The sequence below is a fragment of the Burkholderia sp. AU28863 genome, assembly GCF_002223195.1.
Lineage (GTDB): Bacteria > Pseudomonadota > Gammaproteobacteria > Burkholderiales > Burkholderiaceae > Burkholderia > Burkholderia sola.
The window spans coordinates 568,471-587,375 of the sequence record NZ_NKFE01000006.1 but is presented as its reverse complement, the minus strand read 5'-3'; the positions used below and the strand labels follow the sequence as shown (position 1 = coordinate 587,375).

The 18,905-nt window shown below is 66.8% G+C and carries 13 protein-coding genes and 1 pseudogene; 7 read left to right on the top strand and 7 right to left on the bottom strand.

The window, feature by feature from the left end; translation table 11 throughout:
- Positions 1–351 precede the first annotated feature (351 nt).
- On the bottom strand, positions 352–2,061 hold the full coding sequence (leuA, locus tag CFB81_RS29275) for a 2-isopropylmalate synthase (RefSeq protein ID WP_179236109.1): 1,710 nt from the start codon (positions 2,059–2,061) through the stop codon (positions 352–354).
- Between the two features lie 956 nt (positions 2,062–3,017).
- Between leuA and CFB81_RS29270 the strand changes: the two genes are divergently transcribed.
- The 3 genes from CFB81_RS29270 to CFB81_RS29260 all read left to right on the top strand — a co-directional run bounded on the left by CFB81_RS29270 (position 3,018) and on the right by CFB81_RS29260 (position 5,231).
- Positions 3,018–3,407, top strand: coding sequence for a fucose-binding lectin II (locus CFB81_RS29270; RefSeq protein ID WP_023474822.1), 390 nt, complete (start codon positions 3,018–3,020; stop codon positions 3,405–3,407).
- A 107-nt stretch (positions 3,408–3,514) separates the two neighbouring features.
- The gene (locus CFB81_RS29265; RefSeq protein WP_089437469.1) at positions 3,515–4,336 is read left to right on the top strand and encodes a fucose-binding lectin II; all 822 of its coding nucleotides are present in this window, start codon (positions 3,515–3,517) and stop codon (positions 4,334–4,336) included.
- 160 nt (positions 4,337–4,496) lie between these two features.
- Positions 4,497–5,231, top strand: coding sequence for a fucose-binding lectin II (locus CFB81_RS29260; protein ID WP_089437468.1), 735 nt, complete (start codon positions 4,497–4,499; stop codon positions 5,229–5,231).
- A gap of 154 nt (positions 5,232–5,385) precedes the next feature.
- Here the strand turns inward: CFB81_RS29260 and CFB81_RS29255 are convergent, their stop codons facing one another.
- From CFB81_RS29255 to CFB81_RS29240, 5 genes are all read right to left on the bottom strand, one after another.
- Positions 5,386–8,685 (bottom strand): autotransporter outer membrane beta-barrel domain-containing protein, encoded by a 3,300-nt coding sequence (locus CFB81_RS29255; protein WP_089437467.1) that lies wholly within the window; start codon positions 8,683–8,685, stop codon positions 5,386–5,388.
- A gap of 92 nt (positions 8,686–8,777) precedes the next feature.
- A complete protein-coding gene (locus CFB81_RS35830; protein ID WP_143328647.1) occupies positions 8,778–9,074 on the bottom strand; it encodes a hypothetical protein in 297 nt (98 codons plus the stop codon).
- A 151-nt stretch (positions 9,075–9,225) separates the two neighbouring features.
- Positions 9,226–9,792 (bottom strand): cytochrome b, encoded by a 567-nt coding sequence (locus tag CFB81_RS29250; RefSeq protein ID WP_089437466.1) that lies wholly within the window; start codon positions 9,790–9,792, stop codon positions 9,226–9,228.
- Complete coding sequence (locus CFB81_RS29245; protein ID WP_089437465.1) at positions 9,789–10,862, bottom strand: catalase family peroxidase; 1,074 nt, start codon at positions 10,860–10,862, stop codon at positions 9,789–9,791. Before CFB81_RS29245 ends, CFB81_RS29250 begins: the two co-directional genes overlap by 4 nt.
- A gap of 362 nt (positions 10,863–11,224) precedes the next feature.
- The gene (locus CFB81_RS29240; protein ID WP_089437464.1) at positions 11,225–12,595 is read right to left on the bottom strand and encodes a M23 family metallopeptidase; all 1,371 of its coding nucleotides are present in this window, start codon (positions 12,593–12,595) and stop codon (positions 11,225–11,227) included.
- 280 nt (positions 12,596–12,875) lie between these two features.
- On the opposite strand from CFB81_RS29240, the pseudogene CFB81_RS29235 reads away from it, so the two are divergent.
- The 4 genes and pseudogenes from CFB81_RS29235 to dbpA form a co-directional block, all read left to right on the top strand.
- Positions 12,876–13,739 (top strand): annotated as a pseudogene (locus CFB81_RS29235) (mechanosensitive ion channel family protein); the annotation flags it as partial.
- Positions 13,740–14,348: 609 nt separating this feature from the next.
- A complete protein-coding gene (gene mqo / locus CFB81_RS29225; protein WP_089437539.1) occupies positions 14,349–15,992 on the top strand; it encodes a malate dehydrogenase (quinone) in 1,644 nt (547 codons plus the stop codon).
- A 287-nt stretch (positions 15,993–16,279) separates the two neighbouring features.
- Positions 16,280–16,477, top strand: a complete 198-nt coding sequence (locus tag CFB81_RS29220; protein WP_006483193.1) for a hypothetical protein — start codon at positions 16,280–16,282, stop codon at positions 16,475–16,477.
- Positions 16,474–17,871, top strand: a complete 1,398-nt coding sequence (dbpA, locus tag CFB81_RS29215) for an ATP-dependent RNA helicase DbpA (protein WP_069617574.1) — start codon at positions 16,474–16,476, stop codon at positions 17,869–17,871. Before CFB81_RS29220 ends, dbpA begins: the two co-directional genes overlap by 4 nt.
- Before the next feature lie 52 nt (positions 17,872–17,923).
- Here dbpA and CFB81_RS29210 read toward each other — a convergent pair whose 3' ends face one another.
- Complete coding sequence (locus CFB81_RS29210; protein ID WP_089437462.1) at positions 17,924–18,748, bottom strand: phosphate/phosphite/phosphonate ABC transporter substrate-binding protein; 825 nt, start codon at positions 18,746–18,748, stop codon at positions 17,924–17,926.
- Between the last annotated feature and the right edge of the window lie 157 nt (positions 18,749–18,905).

Sequence of the window (18,905 nt, the reverse complement as noted above, 5' to 3'; positions counted from 1 at the left end):
GCTGCGGAACGAATGCACGCGCACGGCCGGCGGAAACGGGGCATCGCGGCCGACCGTGCATTGTTGCAGAGCCCCGCGCCCGCCACCATCGGACTGGTCCGAGCACGTTCGTTCCCGTGTCGGCGCGCCACGCGTGCACGCACCCTGCGCCAGCCGCGCCCCCCCTCCGCCACTGCGCCGTGGACGACGTGGGGTGTTCCTGGTGTATCCGTCGCGCGCCGGCATCTCGATGCGAAGACGCGCGCAGCGGTGGATCTCGTGAAGCAGGCGCTGCACTCGGCAGGCGGTGCAGCGACCCTGCCGGCGACGCAGCCGCGCCGAAGCATCCCGACGCGACCGCCCCTGCCGCCGTTACGCCACGGCCTTCACCGCCTGCGCCACGTCGAAGAACGTCGCCTGCACCGCAGCGTCCGCACGCGCATACGCGCGGTTCACGCCGCTGATCACCGCACGAATCGACGCGGTCGTCAGGTTCGCGTCGACGCCGACACCGAACGCGCTGCCGCGCACGCCCGTGCCGGCCAGCTCGGCGATCGCGATCGCCTTCGCATCGGCGCCCTGCGACAGCGCGCGTTCCTCGTAATGCTGAATTCGCAGCGGCGTGTGCAGCGCGTGCATCAGCGCGTCGAGCGGGCCGTTGCCCTCGCCGCGCAGCACCCGGCGCTCGCCCTGCACGTCGGCGGTCAGCACGATCGATTCGCGGCCGTCGCGCTCGGTCAGCTCGTGGCCGACATAGCGCAGCGGCGTATCGCTTTCGACATATTCCTGCTGGAACAGCGACCAGATCTGCGCGCTCGTCACCTCGTGGCCGCTGTCGTCGGTCAGGCGCTGCACGGCCGCGCTGAAATCGACCTGCATGCGGCGCGGCAGCACGACACCGTAGCCCTGTTCGAGCAGGTACGCGATACCGCCCTTGCCGGACTGGCTGTTCACGCGAATGATCGAATCGTACGTGCGGCCGAGGTCGTTCGGATCGATCGGCAGGTACGGCATCTCCCACACGGCGTCGGGCTTCTGCACGGCAAAGCCCTTCTTGATCGCGTCCTGGTGCGAGCCGGAGAACGCGGTGAACACGAGATCGCCGACATACGGATGGCGCGGGTGGATCGGCAACTGCGTACATTCCTCGGCCGTGCGCGCGACTTCGTTGATCTGCGAGAAATCGAGGCCCGGATCGACGCCCTGCGTGTACAGGTTCAGCGCGAGCGTCACGAGATCGACGTTGCCGGTGCGCTCGCCGTTGCCGAACAGGCAGCCCTCGATCCGGTCGGCGCCGGCCATCACCGCGAGCTCGGCCGCCGCGACCGCGGTGCCGCGATCGTTGTGCGGATGCACGGACAGGATCAGCGAATCTCGGCGCGCGAGGTTCCGGTGCATCCATTCGATCTGGTCCGCATAGTAATTCGGCGTGCCGATTTCCACCGTGGCCGGCAGGTTCACGATCGACTTGCGCTCGGGCGTCGGCTGCCACACGTCGAACACCGCGTCGCAAACTTCCTTCGCGAAATCGAGTTCGGTCGCCGTAAACGTTTCCGGGCTGTACTGCAGCGTGAATTGCGTGTCGGTCGCCGCATCGGCGCACCGCTTGATCGTGCGCGCCGCATTCACCGCGAGCTGCTTCACGCCGTCACGATCGAGGCCGAACACGATCTTGCGGAATTCCGGCGCGGTCGCGTTGTACAGGTGCACGATCGCGCGCTTCGCGCCGCGCAGCGATGCGAAGGTGCGCTCGATCAGGTCGTCGCGCGCTTGCGTCAGCACTTCGATCGTCACGTCGTCGGGGATGTGGCCGCCTTCGATCAGTTCGCGGACGAAGTTGAAATCGGTTTCGGACGCGGACGGGAATGCGACCTCGATCTCCTTGAAGCCGATCGCGACCAGCGTCTTGAACATCCGCATCTTGCGCGTGGCGTCCATCGGTTCGAACAGCGCCTGGTTGCCGTCGCGCAGGTCGGTGCTCATCCAGATCGGCGCCTGCGTGATCGTGCGCGACGGCCACGTGCGGTCGGGCAGGTTGACGGGCGTGAACGGTCGGTATTTCGTCGCGGGATTTTTCAGCATCATGATGTCGGTCCTCGGTCTGTTTGTCGGTGAAGCGCGGCGCGGTAGCCATCGGCGTCAGAAGCCGGCTGCGCGCGCAGCGGTGAAAACGGCAAGAAAGCGGCACAACGGCAAAGCGGTACGGCAAACGACAGCCTTGACGGTTGAGCGACCGGGACGGAGCGGAGCGATGACGGAAAAAAGACGAACTCAGGCGCCGGTCGACAACCGGGGCCAGGTCGGTGATGCGGGGAAAATCTGGCGCTTCAGGAAAGAAGCAGATGGAACGCGCGCAGCCGCAGACCCAGCCCGGAGAAACGGGCTAGTAGTCGTAGCGAGAAGAGGAACTGGGCGGCGTGCATGGCCGGCATCAAATCACAGGGTGACCACGGCTGTCAACCGGGTGCGCTTGCATCCCGCTCCATTCCGCGATACGCGCATTCGCGCAGAATCAGTCCCGTCCGATAGGCGGCAGCCTCCCCCGTCGCTATGCTTCACGGGTGCGGCGCCGGTGAGGTCCTATTCATGTTCGGAGTGAGTCGGTCCATCCTCTTCGCCGGTCGCCGCACACCCCTCCCTCGCAATCGGGCTTCGGCGTGGGCGTTCGGCGGTGGCCGGTGGGCGCGGCCACGACAGAGATGTCGATGTTGAAACGAAACGCTGCCATATGCGAACGCCGAGCGTCTGCTCCGAAGCCCGATTGTGCCTCGCCGCTCTCGCTCCGCGTTGCGCGCTCGCGCATCGTTCAAGAAATCGATACACACATCGATATAATTTATTGAATATATCGAAATCGGCTTCATTAAGCACATTTCATTAAATCGATTAGCGCCATCTTTCGATTTACTGAACAATAACCATTCCCATCCGAATATTTTTTTATTTATTTTTTGCCATGCTTTGCAAGCCGCGTTTCAAATGGCAAACGTTTGCGCGGCAAGGCTCGCGCCTTATCCAATACTTCTCAGGAGGCAAGCATGGCCGATTCTCAAACGTCATCCAACCGCGCCGGCGAATTTTCGATTCCGCCGAATACCGATTTTCGCGCGATTTTCTTCGCGAATGCAGCCGAGCAACAGCACATCAAGCTGTTTATCGGCGACAGCCAGGAACCCGCCGCGTATCACAAGCTGACGACGCGCGACGGCCCGCGCGAAGCGAAGCTGAATTCCGGCAACGGCAAGATCCGCTTCGAAGTGTCGGTGAACGGCAAGCCGTCGCCGACCGACGCGCGCCTCGCGCCGATCAACGGCAAGAAATCGGATGGCTCGCCGTTCACGGTCAATTTCGGGATCGTCGTGTCGGAAGACGGCCACGACAGCGACTACAACGACGGCATCGTCGTGCTCCAGTGGCCGATCGGCTGACCTGACGCGCGATCGACGGTCGACCGCTGCCGGCCGCCTCCGTGGCGGCCGGCGGGTTTACGCCGCGTTCCGCGGCCCCTCATACCGCCTCATCCCCGGAGACTCCCATGCCCCTCCTTTCGGCTTCGATCGTCAGCGCGCCCGTCGTGACGTCGGAGACCTACGTCGATATCCCGGGCCTGTACATCGACATCGCGAAGGCCGAGATTCGCGACGGAAAACTGCAGGTCATCCTCAACGTGCCGACGCCTTACGCGACGGGCAACAACTTCCCAGGCATCTATTTCGCGATCGCGACCGACAACGGCGTCGTCGCGAACGGCTGCTTCACCTATTCGTCGAAGGTGCCCGAAAGCACCGGACGCATGCCGTTCACGCTCGTCGCGACGATCGACGTCGGCAGCGGCGTCACGTTCGTGAAGGGCCAGTGGAAAAGCGTGCGCGGCAGCGCGATGCATATCGATTCGTACGCGAGCCTTTCCGCGATCGGTGAAACGGCCGCGCCATCGTCGTCGCAAGGCGGCGGCAGTCCGGGCGCCGAAACCGGTGGCGGCGGATCGGGCAACATCGGCGGCGGCGGCGAACGCGACGGCACGTTCAACCTGCCGCCGAACGTCAAGTTCGGCGTGACCGCGCTCACCAACGCGGCGAACGACCAGACGATCGACATCTACATCGACGACGACCCGAAACCCGCCGCGACGTTCAAGGGCGCCGGCGTGCAGGACCAGAACCTCGGCACGAAGGTGCTCGACTCCGGCAAGGGACGCGTGCGCGTGATCGTGATGGCGAACGGCAAGCCGTCGCGCCTCGGCTCGCGGCAGGTCGATCTCTTCAAGAAGTCGTACTTCGGGATCGTCGGGTCGGAAGACGGCGCCGACGACGATTACAACGACGGCATCGTGTTCCTGAACTGGCCGCTCGGCTGAGCGGCGGCAATCGCGAAACATCGCAATGGCGACGGGGCCGACCACGCATTGCGAATCGTTCGAGCAGTCATTCGCAGTCCCACGCTTTGCTCCGCGCGCGGCCCGGTGAAATCCGTTCGCCGGCGCGCGACGCGAGACCTACCATCGAGACGAGGACGACATGTCACAACCCTTTACCCACGACGACCTGTACGCGCTGCTGCAACTCGCAGGCAACGACGCCACCGCCGTGCAGGCCAACGGCGATCAGGCCGTGCTCGACCGGATGCGTCAGTTCATGACCACGCAGCTCGTCGAGAAACTGCCGCAGTACGACGTATTCGTCGATATCGCGACGATCCCGTACAGCTTCGACGTCGGCAGCTGGCAGAACAAGGTGAAAACCGATGCGGCAGGCGAGGTCGTTGCGTGCACGGTGACGTGGGCCGGCGCGCCCGGTGTGTTGCCCGGTGCCGCGGCGAAGTTCGGCGTCGGCGCGGTCGTCAATTACTTCTCGAAAGCGACACCGCAACCCGTGCAGCCGGAGCCCGTGCCGACCGGCGGCGGCGAACGCGACGGCGTCTTCAACCTGCCGCCGAACATCGCGTTCGGCGTGACCGCGCTGGTCAATTCGTCCGCCCCGCAGACGATCGAGGTCTTCGTCGACGACAACCCGAAGCCGGCCGCGACGTTCCAGGGCGCCGGCACGCAGGACGCGAACCTGAACACGCAGATCGTGAACTCCGGCAAGGGGAAGGTGCGCGTGGTCGTGACGGCGAACGGCAAGCCGTCGAAGATCGGCTCGCGTCAGGTCGACATCTTCAAGAAAACCTACTTCGGTTTGGTTGGATCCGAAGATGGCGGCGACGGCGACTACAACGACGGCATCGCGATCCTGAACTGGCCGCTGGGTTGAACGCGGCAGCCTGACGAGCGTCGCCACGCCGCCCGGCGTGGCGACCGGCCGGTGCGCGTCCGTCATCCGCGAAGCCAAGCTCGCGCGGCACGCATGCGGTCGGCCGCGACGATACACGCCGCGGCCGGTCGATCTCCGTGTCGTCCTCGTCAAATCACCACGCCCACCGCACACCCGCATTCCCGACAATCGTGCGCTGATGCTCGCCGCCGAGGTTCGTCAGGTAGCTGACCGTCGCATACACGCTGCCGCGCTTCGTCAGCTGCGCGACGAGCCCCGCGCCGATCTGCCCGGCCGTCTGCCCGACCTGCGTGCCGATCGTCGTCGAGCCGCCGAACGTCGTCTTGTCGTCGGCGCCGAACGCGCGCAGCACGTTCACGCGCAAGTAGGGCTTCCAGCTCACGCCGTTCGCATCGAACGCGTATTGCAGCCGCGCGCCGATCCGGCCGACGAACGTGTTGCCGTTGTTCCACGCGATGCTCGACACACCGTCGTTGAAGCGATCGAGCGACAGCCATTGCCACACGAGCTGCGCCTGCGGCTCGAGCGTCAATCCGTTGCCGAGCGCGATCGGCAGCCCGGCTTCGACGGAACCCGTGAACGCGTTGCCGTTCGTCGAGCCGCTCACGTTGTCATTCGAATGCGTGCGCACCGTGAGCGCGCTGCCCATCAGCACCGCGTCCGTGTACCACCCGCCCGGACCGATATGCGTCCAGTAGCCGCCGAGGTCGTACGCATTGACCTGCAGCGAGCCGACGCCCAGGTCCGGCTGCGCGAGCGCGAAGCCGCTCACGTCGCCGACCGCGCGCGAGAAGCCGAGGAAGAAGCCGTAGTGATTGCGATGGCCGCTCGCGGTCGTATCGGCGTAAAGGTCCTGCCCGACCTGCATCCCCCACACCGTGCCGTCGAACGACGGCGTCGCGTCGCCCTTCTGCTTGAGCTTGCTGTTGCCGCCCCACACGCGCGCCCACGACGCGGGTACCGAGCCGTTTTCGGCGAGCAGCCCTTGCGCGCCTTGACGGTCGTGGAACGTATCGATCTGCAGCAGGCCGAGCTGGCGCGCGACGGCCGGCGCTTCCGCGTATAGCGGCACTTCGGGGCGATAGACCGGCTCCGGATGGCCGCCGATACCCGCATGATCGACCGCTTCGACGATCGATTCGGGCGTGCCTTCGGCTGCGATGACCGGCGGCTCGGCCGGCGGCGTCGGCTGGCCGGGCTGAACAACGGGCGATTCCGGCTTCGGCGGCACCGTGTTGCGCAGGTACCAGTTGTCGCCGGTGCCGGCCGACTCGCCGCCCTTCGCGAGGAAATACGTATAGGCGCCTGCGCTGACCGTCCCGCCGGAGAGCGTGAACGCGCCCGCGCTCGTCGTCGCGCCGTTCGCGGCCTGCACGACCTGGATGCCGTCGCCTGTCGTCCGCGCGCCCGCGCCGCCGACGTTCGTCACCTTCAGCGTGCTCGAGCCGCTCGCCGTGCCGCCGCTGACGATCAGTTTGTCCGATGGCGCTCCGTCGCCGGCAAGCGTCGTGTTCATCGCGAGCGTCGCGTTCTGGCCGACGTAGTTGCCCGCGACCGTCAGCGTGTTGCCCACGCCGCTGCCGCCGAGCTGCACGTGCCCCGCGTTGGTCAGCTTGCCGTTGATCCGGAAATTGCCGGTCGCGCCGCTCGCGAGGCTCGCCAGCGCGTTCGCGACCGACAGCGTGCCGTTGTTCGTCACGTTGCCGGTCACGCTGCCATAGCCGCCGAGCGTCGCGCCCGATGCCACGGCCACCGGTCCGCCTCCGCCCAGTGCCGCCGACGCGCTCGTCGCGTCACCGACGATCACGGTGCCCGCATTGACGTTCGTGCCGCCCGCGTAGCCGTTCGTGCCGTTCAGCGTCAACGTGCCGCTGCCGAGCTTCGTCAGCGAGCCCGCGCCCGTGATGCCTTGCGTCAGCGTCGAGTTGAAACCCTGCGTATCGATCGTGCCGTTGTTCGACGTGATCGATACCGACCGGCTCGAAGCAAGATCGAACGCGCTGCCGAGTTGCAGCGTGCCGCCATTGAGCGCGAGCCCGCCCGACGCCGCGCCGAACGCATTGTCCGCGGCAACCGCCAGCGTACCCTGCGTGATCGTCGTGCCACCCGAATAAGTGTTGCCGCCGGCCGATGAAGGCGCGACCGTCAGCGTTCCTGCGCCGGTTTTCTCGACGGCGCCCGCCCCGCCGATCGTACCCGTGTACTTGCCGGCGCTGTCCTGCTGGAAGCGCACGAGCCCGTTGTCGGTGACGGATAGCGGCAGGTTCGATGCATTCGCCTGCAACGTCGCACCCGCGTTGACGGTCGCGACGACCGATGCCGTCGTCGTGCCGAGCGTGCCCGTGAGGTTCAGCGTGCCGCTCTGCACCAGCGCGGTCGAGAACGTGCCGGGCCCGGCCCACGTCCAGTCGGTGCCGGCCATCGTCAGGCTCTGGAAATTCGTGAACGGATTCGACGCGGTGCCCGTGCCCTGCAACGTCACGGTATTGATGCCGGCGCCGCCATTGGCCGTTCCGACGATCTGCGAGCCGGTCTGCAGGATCAGCGTCACGTTGCCGTTGCCGCCCTGGATCGCGGTGCCGCCGCCGCCCTGGATCAGCCCCGCGTTGGTGATCGTCGTCGCGCCATTGGTCGAACGCACGCCGATGCCGTTGTTGCTGATGATCCGGCCGCCGACCTGATTCGTGATCGTCGCGGTAAACGAGCTGCCGAGCGTGTTCGACACGACCGCGTCGACGCTGCCGCCGCTCGTCGCGGTGCCGGTGGTCTGGATCGTGCCGCTGTTGACCAGCGTGTCGTTATTGCCCTGCATATAGACCGCCGGCGCATCGCGGCCGTTCGACGTCAGCGTGCCGCTGTTGGCGATCGTGCCGTTGCCGCCGAGCAGCGACGCGGCGCGCGCGTTGTTGCCGAATGTCGTCACGTTGCCCGTGTTGACGATCTGGTTGCCCGATGCGCCGGGATTACTTTGCCCCCACGCGGCCGTCATCCCGTACGCGTTGTTGCCGGTGGTCGTGATCGTGCCGTTGTTGACGAGCGTGTTGTTGTTGCCGTTCGCGGCCATCCCGTCGTTGTAGGTGCCCGACGTCGAAATCACGCCGGTCGCCGCATTGGTCAGCGCGTTGCCGTTGTTCACGCCGAGCAGCACCGCGCCGCGATTCGCAACGCCCGTGCCATTGCCGGACATCGACAGGTTGCCGTTGTTGGTGATCGTGCTCGACGTGTCTACGGAGAACGGCGTCGACGTGGACGTCAGCACATAGCTGCCCGTCACGGTCGAATCGAGGTTGATCGTCACGTTGGTGCTGCCGGCCGCGGCCACGACCGACGGCGCATTCGCACCCGTACACGTCACCGTCGTGCCGCTGCCCGGCGCGGTAGCCGAACACGCCGCGTACGCACTGACCGGTACCGCGCCGCTCAGGAGCGCCATTCCGCCCAAACCCAGGTTCCGCGCCTTTCTTTTCATTTTTCCGCTCGCGTTTATTGGTGACGTTATTGCTGCAAATCGGTGCGTGGAACGGGTTATAGCACCTGTCTTGAAACAATCGCAAGATCGAAATGCGTAATATCGAAAATCACGCCGCAATTCGTTTCGGAATGGGAAATAAAGAAAAAGGGGGCTTTGTTGCGATGCGAAAACCCTTTGCGCGCCGGACATCGTGGCGCTAAATGACGCAAAACCGGTTGAACTTGCCGATTGTCACGCAATTCCTGAGAAACCGTGGGCAACGGGATTCGGGAAATCGGAAAATATAACGCGATCCCGTAATCGACGGGCCGCGCATTGCCTATCGGCAAGCTGCCGATGCTGCTTTGCACGATGCGATGCCGCGCGCGTCCGGGCAACGGCGTCGCCGGACATTCCGGTCCATGCGATCGTCCAACCGGACGACCCATATTTCGGATAGCTGGACGATCGCCGTCGCGCCCGCCACTCGGCAGGCGCGACGACGCTCGAACAGCGGGCGGCTTACCCGCGCTGCCGTCCGCCTTTTGCCATGCTGGAGAAAACGCCGTCCCGATAAATCCACGCATGGACCAGGGCAGCCGACAGATGGGCCAGCACGACGACGAACAGCAGCCGCGCCAACAGGCCATGCGCATCGCGCAACCATGCAAAGAGCGTCGGACTGGCCGGTACGATCGCAGGCAGGTTGACGCCCTTGAACAGGACTATCGGGAAACCGCCCGCCGACAACAACGCCCAGCCGATCACCGGCAATGCCAGCATCAGCGCATACAGCGCCCAATGCGATGTCTTCGCTGCGAGCACCTGCCACCGCGGCAGGCTCCCCGGCAGTGCGGGCGGCCGGCTCCACAGCCGGTTCGCGACGCGCAGCAGCGCCAGCACGAGAATCGCGATACCCAGCGGCCGATGCAGATCGATCAGCCAGATCCGGTGATGCAACGACGTCATCATGCCGGCGCCGATGAACAGCATGGCCAGGATCATCGCGGCCATCAGCCAGTGCAAACCGCGCGCCAGCGCGTTGAAATGGCGCGGTGCGCCGCCGCTCGTGGTCTTCCGCCTCGTCATTTGACCTCCTGCTTGCCGACCGCCTCGGTCGCCTTGCCGTAGCCGATTTCCCGCTCGCGGCGATTGAACGAATGCGCGTACGCCCCCGAACGCGCGTTCAGGATTGGATCGTTCGACACCTCGACGCCCGCGGGCACGATCGACGGATCGAAGTTGATGTCACGGCACGCGCCCTCGGCCTGCTCGACGACACGCGTCATTTCCAGCGTGCCGGCGACGAGCTGCTTGCGATCGGCCGGCCACGGCTGCGATGCGTCGTCTACCGGATCGCCCGGCCGCGCCAGTTGCAGCACGTAGTCCCAATAGAGCGGCTTCCGCGCGAGCCGCTCGCGCACGCCTTCAAACAGGAAGTCGTGGTCGGCCTGCTGCCGTTGCGCATCGCTCACCGGCACGAACGGATCATGCGGGCGCATCATCCAGCGCACCGGCTGCCGGTGACCGTCGGCGGCCACCAGATAGAACGCATTGACGCTGTAGAACGTCGCGCCCGCGAAACTGCCGGGCGCCGGTTCCCGGGCCGCCCATTTCATGAACTTCTCCGCCTCCGGGTACGCCTTCAGGAAGGCGGATACGCGCGCCGGGTCGGCCCGGCCGGTGGCGGGATCAGGCGCGGTCGCCTGCTGCATGGCCAGAAAACCCTCCGGTTCATGCGTCGGGAAGTACGGCTGGTTGTTCATCGCCATGCGCCATTGCTGCTTGTCGTCGGTCGTCAGCAGCAGGGCCATGCTGAGCGTCGTCGTGGAGCTGTCCGCCGCGTACGGACTGCCGGTGCCGATCGAGAGCCGCCCGACGACCGGGATGTCCGCCTGCGTGAAGACACGCGCGGTCGACAAGGGCACCGCCGCGCGGTCGGGACGGAAGGTGCCGGCGAAGCAGACGCCCTTGCCGTGCGCGCGGCGGAACCCCGGCGGAAACGGCTGCGGGGTTTCCGACACCAGCGATACGCTGGTCGTGCGCGAGCCGATCCAACCCGCCGCCCACGCAAAGGCCGACGTCAACGCGCCGGCAACGACGGCGATCGCCGCCAGCGCTCCCCACGTGCGTTTCGATGTGAGATCCAGTTTTGACATAGATGGTGTTTCATCCCGTTGTGTCGTCGTGCGTGTCGCGCCGTGTTTCGCGTGGCGCGGCGGCCGTCGATGCATGAAGCGCGTGGGCGCGCTCACGCGCGCCCACGATCGAGTCGATTGAGGTACGAACGCGGTCGCGATGATCCGCTGCGGAAATCGCTACGCGCTTGGATACGAAAATCTTAGCGACGAGGTAAAAACGGGACCATCAGACCAGGCTGAAATCGCCGACGGGATGTAGGACCAGTCCGGCCGCGTGCGCGTCACCGTTGCCGGCATGCCGCCATGGCGGACGCCGGTTTGGCCCATGCAACGATGCCGGCCATCGCGGCCGGCATGACGGGGAGATCGGCGATTAGCCGTCACCCGGCATGCGATGCGGCGCGCTTCGACATCGCAACAGGCTGCGACCAGACGGCCGCCGCGAGCTGCGTGCGCGCGTCACGCGCCACGCGGTTGAACGCCACGCGCTGCGCGCCCTTCAGTTTCGCCGCCTTGGCTGCCTGCACGAGTTCGATCGGATCGACGAGGCGGGCATGCCTGCGCACCTCGAAATGCAGATGCGGGCCGGTCGCCGTGCCCGTGCTGCCGACCGCGCCGACGCGTTGACCGCGCATGACGCGCGCGCCGGTGCGCAGCGTCGGCTCGAATGCGGACAGGTGCGCGTAGTACGACGCGTAGCCGCCGTCGTGGCGAATCACCACGTACTTGCCGTAGCCGCTCGGCTCGGTGCCGATGAACGTCACCACGCCGCGCTCCGCCGCATGCACGGCGCGGCCGGCAGGCGCCGCGAGATCGACGCCCGAATGCACGTGACGCGCCCCGCTCACCGGATGCACACGCGTGCCGAATGGCGAGCTGATGCGCGTCGCGGCGACCGGCATCGCGAAGCGCGCGCCGGCGAGCGGCATGCCGTCCAGTTCGTAATAGGCGCCCGGCGAGCCGGCCTGCGGCGCGAACCACACGGCCGCGACGTGCTGCCCGCGAAAGCGGACGTCGAGCGCCGTCACACGTGCGCGGCCCGGCCGCACTGCGTCGTGGTCGGGCTCGAATGCCACGCGGAAAGTATCGCCATGCGCGCCGTGCTGCTTCGGATCGACGCGCCCGGCCAGCATGCGAACGATCTGCGCGGCGACGCCGGCCGGCAGATCGGCGCGCGCCAGCGACGCGCGCAGGCTGCCGACGATCGCACCGGCCCGCGTACCGCGATCCGGCTGCGCGAGCGTGAACGGCTCGGCGGATGCCAGATCGCCCGCCCCTCGCGCGAACGCCGGTTGCGCGCCCGGCGCCGGCAGCGCCGACGCCAGCCTGTAATCGAACCGCGACGCATAGCTGCGTTCGACCGCGTCGCGCGCGGTCTCGCACAGCACGCGATACGCGACGCAGGCGCCGAAGCGGGCCTCCGGATCGCCGCGCCCGGCGCCGGTCGACACGTTCAACGCGTGCGACACGTATGCGACGTCGAGCGGCGCGGACGATGCATGCAGGCGGCCCCACGTCGTACGCGCGGAATTGAAGAAAGGCACGTCGTCAAGGTCGGTGGTTTCCGCCGTCGCGGGCGCGACGGGCGCGGCGTCGTGAAACGCCTGCGCTGCCGCGCCCTGTGCGCCGGCCACACAGGCCGCCGCGACGATGCCGCGCAGTAACGCATGGCCAATCGGGAAACGGTGGACGCCGCGGGGGGCGGGTCGACCTTGCTCGCGTGCGACACGGAAACGCAGGTCTGACCGCATGACGTCGTCACTCGCTATTCGATGAAAAATCGGGAAAAAACCGGACATCGCGGAGGAACGATCGTCGCGATCCGGCTACTCGAGAGCGAGTGTATCGGCGTGGTCGAAACGGCTGAATAGGACTCGTCTTATTTTATTGAAAAGCCGCTTAATACTCGTACTAAATCAACGCAACCGGGACGCCACGCATTCGCGCGAAGCCCGCGGCGCCGTGTACAGTCGAGGGCTGCCGGCGCGCGACATGCGCCGCGCACTCTGTCTTCAACACCGGAATCCCGTCATGTTTCTCGATCATCTTCATCCGGAACGCTGGACGTTCCTGTGGAACGCGTTGTCCACCCTCTCCGTCAAGCTGTCCGCCGGCCTGGCGCTGCTCGTCGCCGGCTGGTGGCTGTCGAAACGCGTCGGCAACTGGCTGAACCGGCTGCTCTCGAACAAGGAACGCGTCGACGACACGCTGCGGCCGATCCTCTGCGACGTCGCGGTGTGGGGCATCCGCATCGTCGCGATCGTCGGCGCGCTGTCGCAGCTCGGCATCGAAACCGCGAGCATCGTCGCGGTGCTCGGTGCGGCCGGCCTCGCCATCGGGCTCGCGCTGCAGGGCACGATGCAGAACATCGCGGCCGGCATCATGCTTCTGCTGCTGCGGCCGTTCAAGGTCGGCGACTACATCGACGGCGGCTCGGGCGTCGCGGGCACCGTCGACGAAGTCGGGCTCTTCATGACGCGCCTCACGAAGCCGGACGGCATCTGCGAGTACGTGCCGAACAGCGCGCTGTGGGGCAGCTCGATCCGCAACTACACGCGCAACCCGACGCGCCGTCTCGATCTTGAAGTAGAAGTATCCGTGCATGACGATATCGATCGCGCGCTCGACGCGCTGCGTGCGCTGGCCGCGGCCGATCCCGACGTGCTGCAGGATCCCGCGCCGGACGTGATGGTGATGCGCTTCGACGACAGCACCGCCGTCGCGAACATGCGCGTGTGGACGCATACCGACACGTTCTGGGCGCTGCGCTGGCGCCTCGCGCGCCAGGTACGCAAGACGCTCGCCGATGCGGACTGCGCGCTGCCGATCCGCACGCGGGAGCTGCACATCGTGCACGACGCGGAGCGCCGGGCGGACGGCGCGCGCATGCGGGTGTCGCAAGGCGGCGCACGACGCCCTGCCCACGACGTCACATCTGCCGGAACGGCGGAGCGAAGCGAAGTGAACTGATGTCACTGTGAACGGATCGCGGTGCAACGCCGCGATCCGATGAGGTTCCGGTCTGGTGCATCGCATGCCCACCGCACACATTCCATCCCGCCGATCCCGATCGATTTTCCCGCGCCGCGGACCGTCATTCCGGAAACCCGGGCGCACAAAAAACCCCACGAAAACAGGGATATTCGTCGTCTGCGACACATTGTCCGAGTTCGGTTATATTACGCGCCCCTTGCCACCCCGCCCCCGCAAAACGCGTCGCGCGCGGCCTCGTTCAACGCAGCCTGAAACGCCGTCCGCTCGGGCTTGCCGTCAGGGCCCTGCGCGTGGCGCACCGTCGCGACGCATGCGCTTGCCCGCTCCCGGGAGGCCAATCCGAAGGTGTCCTTCCGAATGGCTTCGCGTGCGCAAATGCAACGGCGTGCAGCGCCGATCCGGAATTCCGGATTCGCGATCCGGATCTCCGGACCCGTGTTTCCGCACAACGGGACCGCGCGCCGGGCGGCATGGCAAATCGATGCATCCAAGTTGAAAAAGGGATCTGCTGTGATCAAAACGTTACGGGTAATACTGTCGGCGCTCGCGCTGTGCGTCGTGACATCGTCCGCGCACGCCGCCGATACGAAGAAGGTCGACGTCCTGCTGGTGGGCGGCGGCATCATGAGCTCGACGCTGGGCGTCTGGCTGCACGAACTCCAGCCCGACTGGTCGATGACGATGGTCGAGCGCCTCGACGGCGTCGCGCTGGAAAGCTCGAACGGCTGGAACAACGCCGGCACCGGCCACTCGGCGCTCGCCGAGTTGAACTACACGCCGGAGAAGGCGGACGGCAAGGTCGACATCTCGAAGGCGATCGAGATCAACGAGTCGTTCCAGATTTCGCGCCAGTTCTGGGCATGGCAGGTCAAGCAAGGCGTGCTGAAGAACCCGCACTCGTTCATCAACTCGACGCCGCACATGAGCTTCGTGTGGGGCGACGACAACGTCCGCTTCCTGAAGAAGCGCTACGAAGCGCTGCAGGCGAGCCCGCTGTTCCGCGGGATGCAGTATTCGGAAGACTACGACCAGATCAAGCAGTGGGTGCCGCTGATGATGGAAGGCCGCGACCGCAACCAGAAGGTGGCCGCGACGTGGACGCCGATCGGCACCGACGTGAACTTCGGCGAGATCACGCGCCAGTTCGTCGGCTACCTGAAGACGCAGCCGAACTTCACGCTGTCGCTGTCGAGCGAAGTGCGCGAGATCTCGCGCAATGCCGACGGCACGTGGCACGTGTCGTGGGTCAAGCTGCACTCGGACGAACCGCCGCAAGCCGTCGACGCGAAGTTCGTGTTCATCGGCGCGGGCGGCGGTGCGCTGCACCTGCTGCAGGCGTCGGGCATCCCGGAAGCGAAGGACTACGGCGCGTTCCCGGTCGGCGGCTCGTTCCTCGTGACCGACAACCCCGAAGTCGTGAAGCAGCACCTCGCGAAGGCCTACGGCAAGGCGTCGGTCGGCTCGCCGCCGATGTCGGTGCCGCACCTCGACACGCGGATCATCGACGGCAAGAAGATCATCCTGTTCGGGCCGTTCGCGACGTTCTCGACCAAGTTCCTGAAGAACGGTTCGTACTTCGACCTCGCGAAGAGCACCAACCTGCACAACGTCGCGCCGATGATGCGCGTGGGCGTCGACGAATTCCCGCTGGTGCAGTACCTCGCCGGCCAGCTGATGCTGACCGACGACGACCGCTTCAACGCGCTGAAGGAATACTTCCCGAACGCGAAGAAGGAAGACTGGCGCCTGTGGCAGGCCGGCCAGCGCGTGCAGATCATCAAGCGCGACCCGGTCAAGGGCGGCGTGCTGAAGCTCGGCACCGAGATCGTCGCGTCGCAGGACGGCAGCATCGCGGGCCTGCTCGGCGCGTCGCCGGGTGCGTCGACCGCCGCGCCGATCATGCTGAATCTCATGAAGAAGGTGTTCAAGGACAAGGTCGCGACGCCCGAGTGGCAGCAGAAGATCCGCCAGATCGTGCCGAGCTACGGCACGAAGCTGAACGACAGCCCGGCGAAGGTCGTCGACGAATGGACCTACACGAGCGACGTGCTGCAACTGTCGCCGCCGCCGAAGATCGACCTCGGCGTGCCGTCGCAGGCCAACGGCGCCGCGCCGGCCCGCCCGGCGAAGGCATCGGCCGACATGGCGCTGTAACGCGTCCGACGCCGCGCGGCACCTGCCCGGCACCCGCGCGCCACTGTCATGCCGCCCGACACGGCCGCCCTCCGGGGCGGCCGTTTTTCGTGGCGCGCGCCGGGCGGAAGCACCGGCTTCCGCTAGAATTGCGGCACGCGCGACCCCGTCGCCGCCCGATCCATCATCCGCATCGACACAACCCGAGCCACCGCCGGTGCGGCCCGCGCCCGAGCCGCGCGAGCGCCGCCCGCCGTGGCCGCGCCCGCCCGGGCGCGCCATCAACCGAATTCAGCTGGAGAAAGACCGTGTTTACCTGCCGAAACCAGAGCTGCGGCACGCAGTGGGAGCAGTCCGACGTCGTCATCAAGGACGAAGGCCAGGGGCTGCTGTTCCGCTGCCCGCTGTGCGGCGCCCGCAACTATCTCGAACGCTTCGAGGACGATGAAGGCAACGTCGTCTACGAGCAGATGGAAGGCCGCCCCTACCTCGGAGACCTGTCTTGACCCCACCGACCGCCACGCCGTTCAGCGCGCTGCCGCTGACGCCCGCCACGCTCGCGAACCTCGCGCAGCTCGGCTATGTCGACATGACGCCGATCCAGGCCGCGAGCCTGCCGGTCGCGCTCGCCGGCCAGGACCTGATCGCGCAGGCGAAGACGGGCAGCGGCAAGACCGCCGCGTTCTCGCTCGCGCTGCTCGCCCGCCTCGACGTGCGCAGTTTCGACGTGCAAGCGATGATCCTGTGCCCGACGCGCGAACTCGCCGACCAGGTCGCGCAGGAAGTGCGCCGCCTCGCGCGCGCCGAGGAGAACGTGAAGGTGCTGACGCTGTGCGGCGGCACGCCGATGCGTCCGCAGGCACAGAGCCTCGAGCACGGCGCGCATATCGTCGTCGGCACGCCGGGCCGCATCATGGATCACCTCGATCGCGGCAACCTGAAGCTCGATGCGCTGAACACGCTGGTGCTCGACGAAGCCGACCGGATGCTCGACATGGGCTTCTTCGACGACATCGCGAAGGTCGCGCGGATGTGCCCGACGACGCGCCAGACGCTGCTGTTCTCCGCGACCTATCCGGACGGCATCGCGAAGCTGAGCCAGCAGTTCCTGCGCAATCCGAAGGAAATCAAGCTCGCGGAACGCCACGACGACAGCAAGATCCGCCAGCGCTTCTATGAAGTGACCGAGGACGAGCGGCTGCATGCGGTCGGCCAGTTGCTGAACCACTACCGGCCGGTGAGCACGATCGCGTTCTGCAACACCAAGCAGCAGTGCCGCGACCTGCTCGACGTGCTGCACGCGCAGGGCTTCCACGCGCTCGCGCTGCACGGCGAGCTCGACCAGCGCGAGCGCGACCAGGTGCTGATCCAGTTCGCGAACCGCAGCTGCTCGGTGCTGGTGGCGACCGACGTCGCCGCGCGCGGGCTCGACATCGCGCAGCTCGAGGCGGTGATCAACGTCGACGTGACGCCCGACCCGGAAGTGCACGTGCACCGCATCGGCCGCACGGGCCGCGCGGATCAGGACGGCTGGGCGCTCAGCCTCGCGAGCATGGACGAGATGGGCCGCGTCGGCGCGATCGAACAGGCTCAGAAGCGCGAGGTCGAATGGCATCCGCTCGCCGAGCTCAAGCCCGCGGACGACAGCGTGCTGCTGCCGCCGATGGAAACGCTGCAGATCCTTGGCGGGCGCAAGGACAAGATCCGTCCGGGCGACGTGCTCGGCGCGCTGACCGGCGACGCCGGATTCGACGGCAAGCAGATCGGCAAGATCAACGTGACCGAGTTCTCGACCTATGTCGCGATCGAGCGCGGCGTCGCGCGCGACGCGCTGCGCAAGCTCAATGCGGGAAAGATCAAGGGCAAGCGGGTCAAGGTCCGCTTGATGGACGAGGAGTAAGCGGGGCGCGGCGCGGGGTGGTCGCCGCACCGCCGTGCGCCCGTTCCGTGCGTCACGCGAGTTCGGGATAGCCGTGCGCGGCGGCTGCCTGCGCGAACCGCGCAATCGTGTCGTAGTCGGCCGGCGACAGCCGGTCGAATCCCTTCAGCCTCAGCACGCGCGCCCGTTCCGCATCGACGGCGACCGCGCGATCGAGCGCATCCTGCAACGCGCCGACCCGAACGTGCGCCAGCGCCCGCGATGCGATGAACGGCAAGCCCGGCGCCGATGCCGTCATGCCGATCACGCGGATGTCCTCGAGCAGATCGGGCAGCGCGTCGCGCACATACGCGAAAGTCACGCAGTCGATCGCCGCGCAATCGGCCTCTCCCGATGCCAGCGCACGCAGCACGTTCAGGTGCGAACCGAACGGCGTGACCGAGCCGAAGAACCGTCCGTCGTGCGCATGCGGCGCCACTGCGTGCCGGAAGGCGTTCACCCCGCTGTGCGAATCCTCGCCGTTGAACGCGGCCCGCAACCCCCGGCAGGCGGCGAGCGTCGTCGCGCCGCCCGCATGCACGCGCGCCGACACGACCAGCACGCTGCTGTAGCGCGCACCGTCGCAGCCGTCCGCGTCGAAAACGGGGGTCGCAACCAATCGCACGACATCGCGCAAGCCGAGCATCCGATACGGGTAGCCGCAGGTCTGCGACAGCAGCAGATCGTCGCGCCGCCACAGTGCAGGCAGGTCGTCGAGCGGCGCGTCGGGCTGCGCGACGTCGGCCGGCCCGCCTGCGTCCGCGAACGCAGCGAGCACGTCGCGCAGCAACGCGCGCCACAGCGCGGCATGGCGCGGCGTCACGTTGTACATCGGCAAAACTGCAATCCAGGAGCTCATGCGGGCATTTTACGCATCGGCGAGGGGCCGGATGCTTATCGGCTGCCACACGATAAGCAAATGCGAATCGATTGGTTGGCGTAGCCGCGCCGTGCCGGTACCGTTCGAATGCCTGCCGGCGCCGCCATCGTGCGCGATGCCGGGCGGGCCGACCGTG

Bases quoted from the DNA above. Each gene is read 5' to 3' on its own strand.
- leuA (WP_179236109.1), bottom strand. From the start codon at position 2,061: ATGCTGAAAAATCCCGCGACGAAATACCGACCGTTCACGCCCGTCAAC.
- CFB81_RS29270 (WP_023474822.1), top strand. From the start codon at position 3,018: ATGGCCGATTCTCAAACGTCATCCAACCGCGCCGGCGAATTTTCGATT.
- CFB81_RS29265 (WP_089437469.1), top strand. From the start codon at position 3,515: ATGCCCCTCCTTTCGGCTTCGATCGTCAGCGCGCCCGTCGTGACGTCG.
- CFB81_RS29260 (WP_089437468.1), top strand. From the start codon at position 4,497: ATGTCACAACCCTTTACCCACGACGACCTGTACGCGCTGCTGCAACTC.
- CFB81_RS29255 (WP_089437467.1), bottom strand. From the start codon at position 8,685: ATGGCGCTCCTGAGCGGCGCGGTACCGGTCAGTGCGTACGCGGCGTGT.
- CFB81_RS29250 (WP_089437466.1), bottom strand. From the start codon at position 9,792: ATGACGAGGCGGAAGACCACGAGCGGCGGCGCACCGCGCCATTTCAAC.
- CFB81_RS29245 (WP_089437465.1), bottom strand. From the start codon at position 10,862: ATGTCAAAACTGGATCTCACATCGAAACGCACGTGGGGAGCGCTGGCG.
- CFB81_RS29240 (WP_089437464.1), bottom strand. From the start codon at position 12,595: ATGCGGTCAGACCTGCGTTTCCGTGTCGCACGCGAGCAAGGTCGACCC.
- CFB81_RS29210 (WP_089437462.1), bottom strand. From the start codon at position 18,748: ATGAGCTCCTGGATTGCAGTTTTGCCGATGTACAACGTGACGCCGCGC.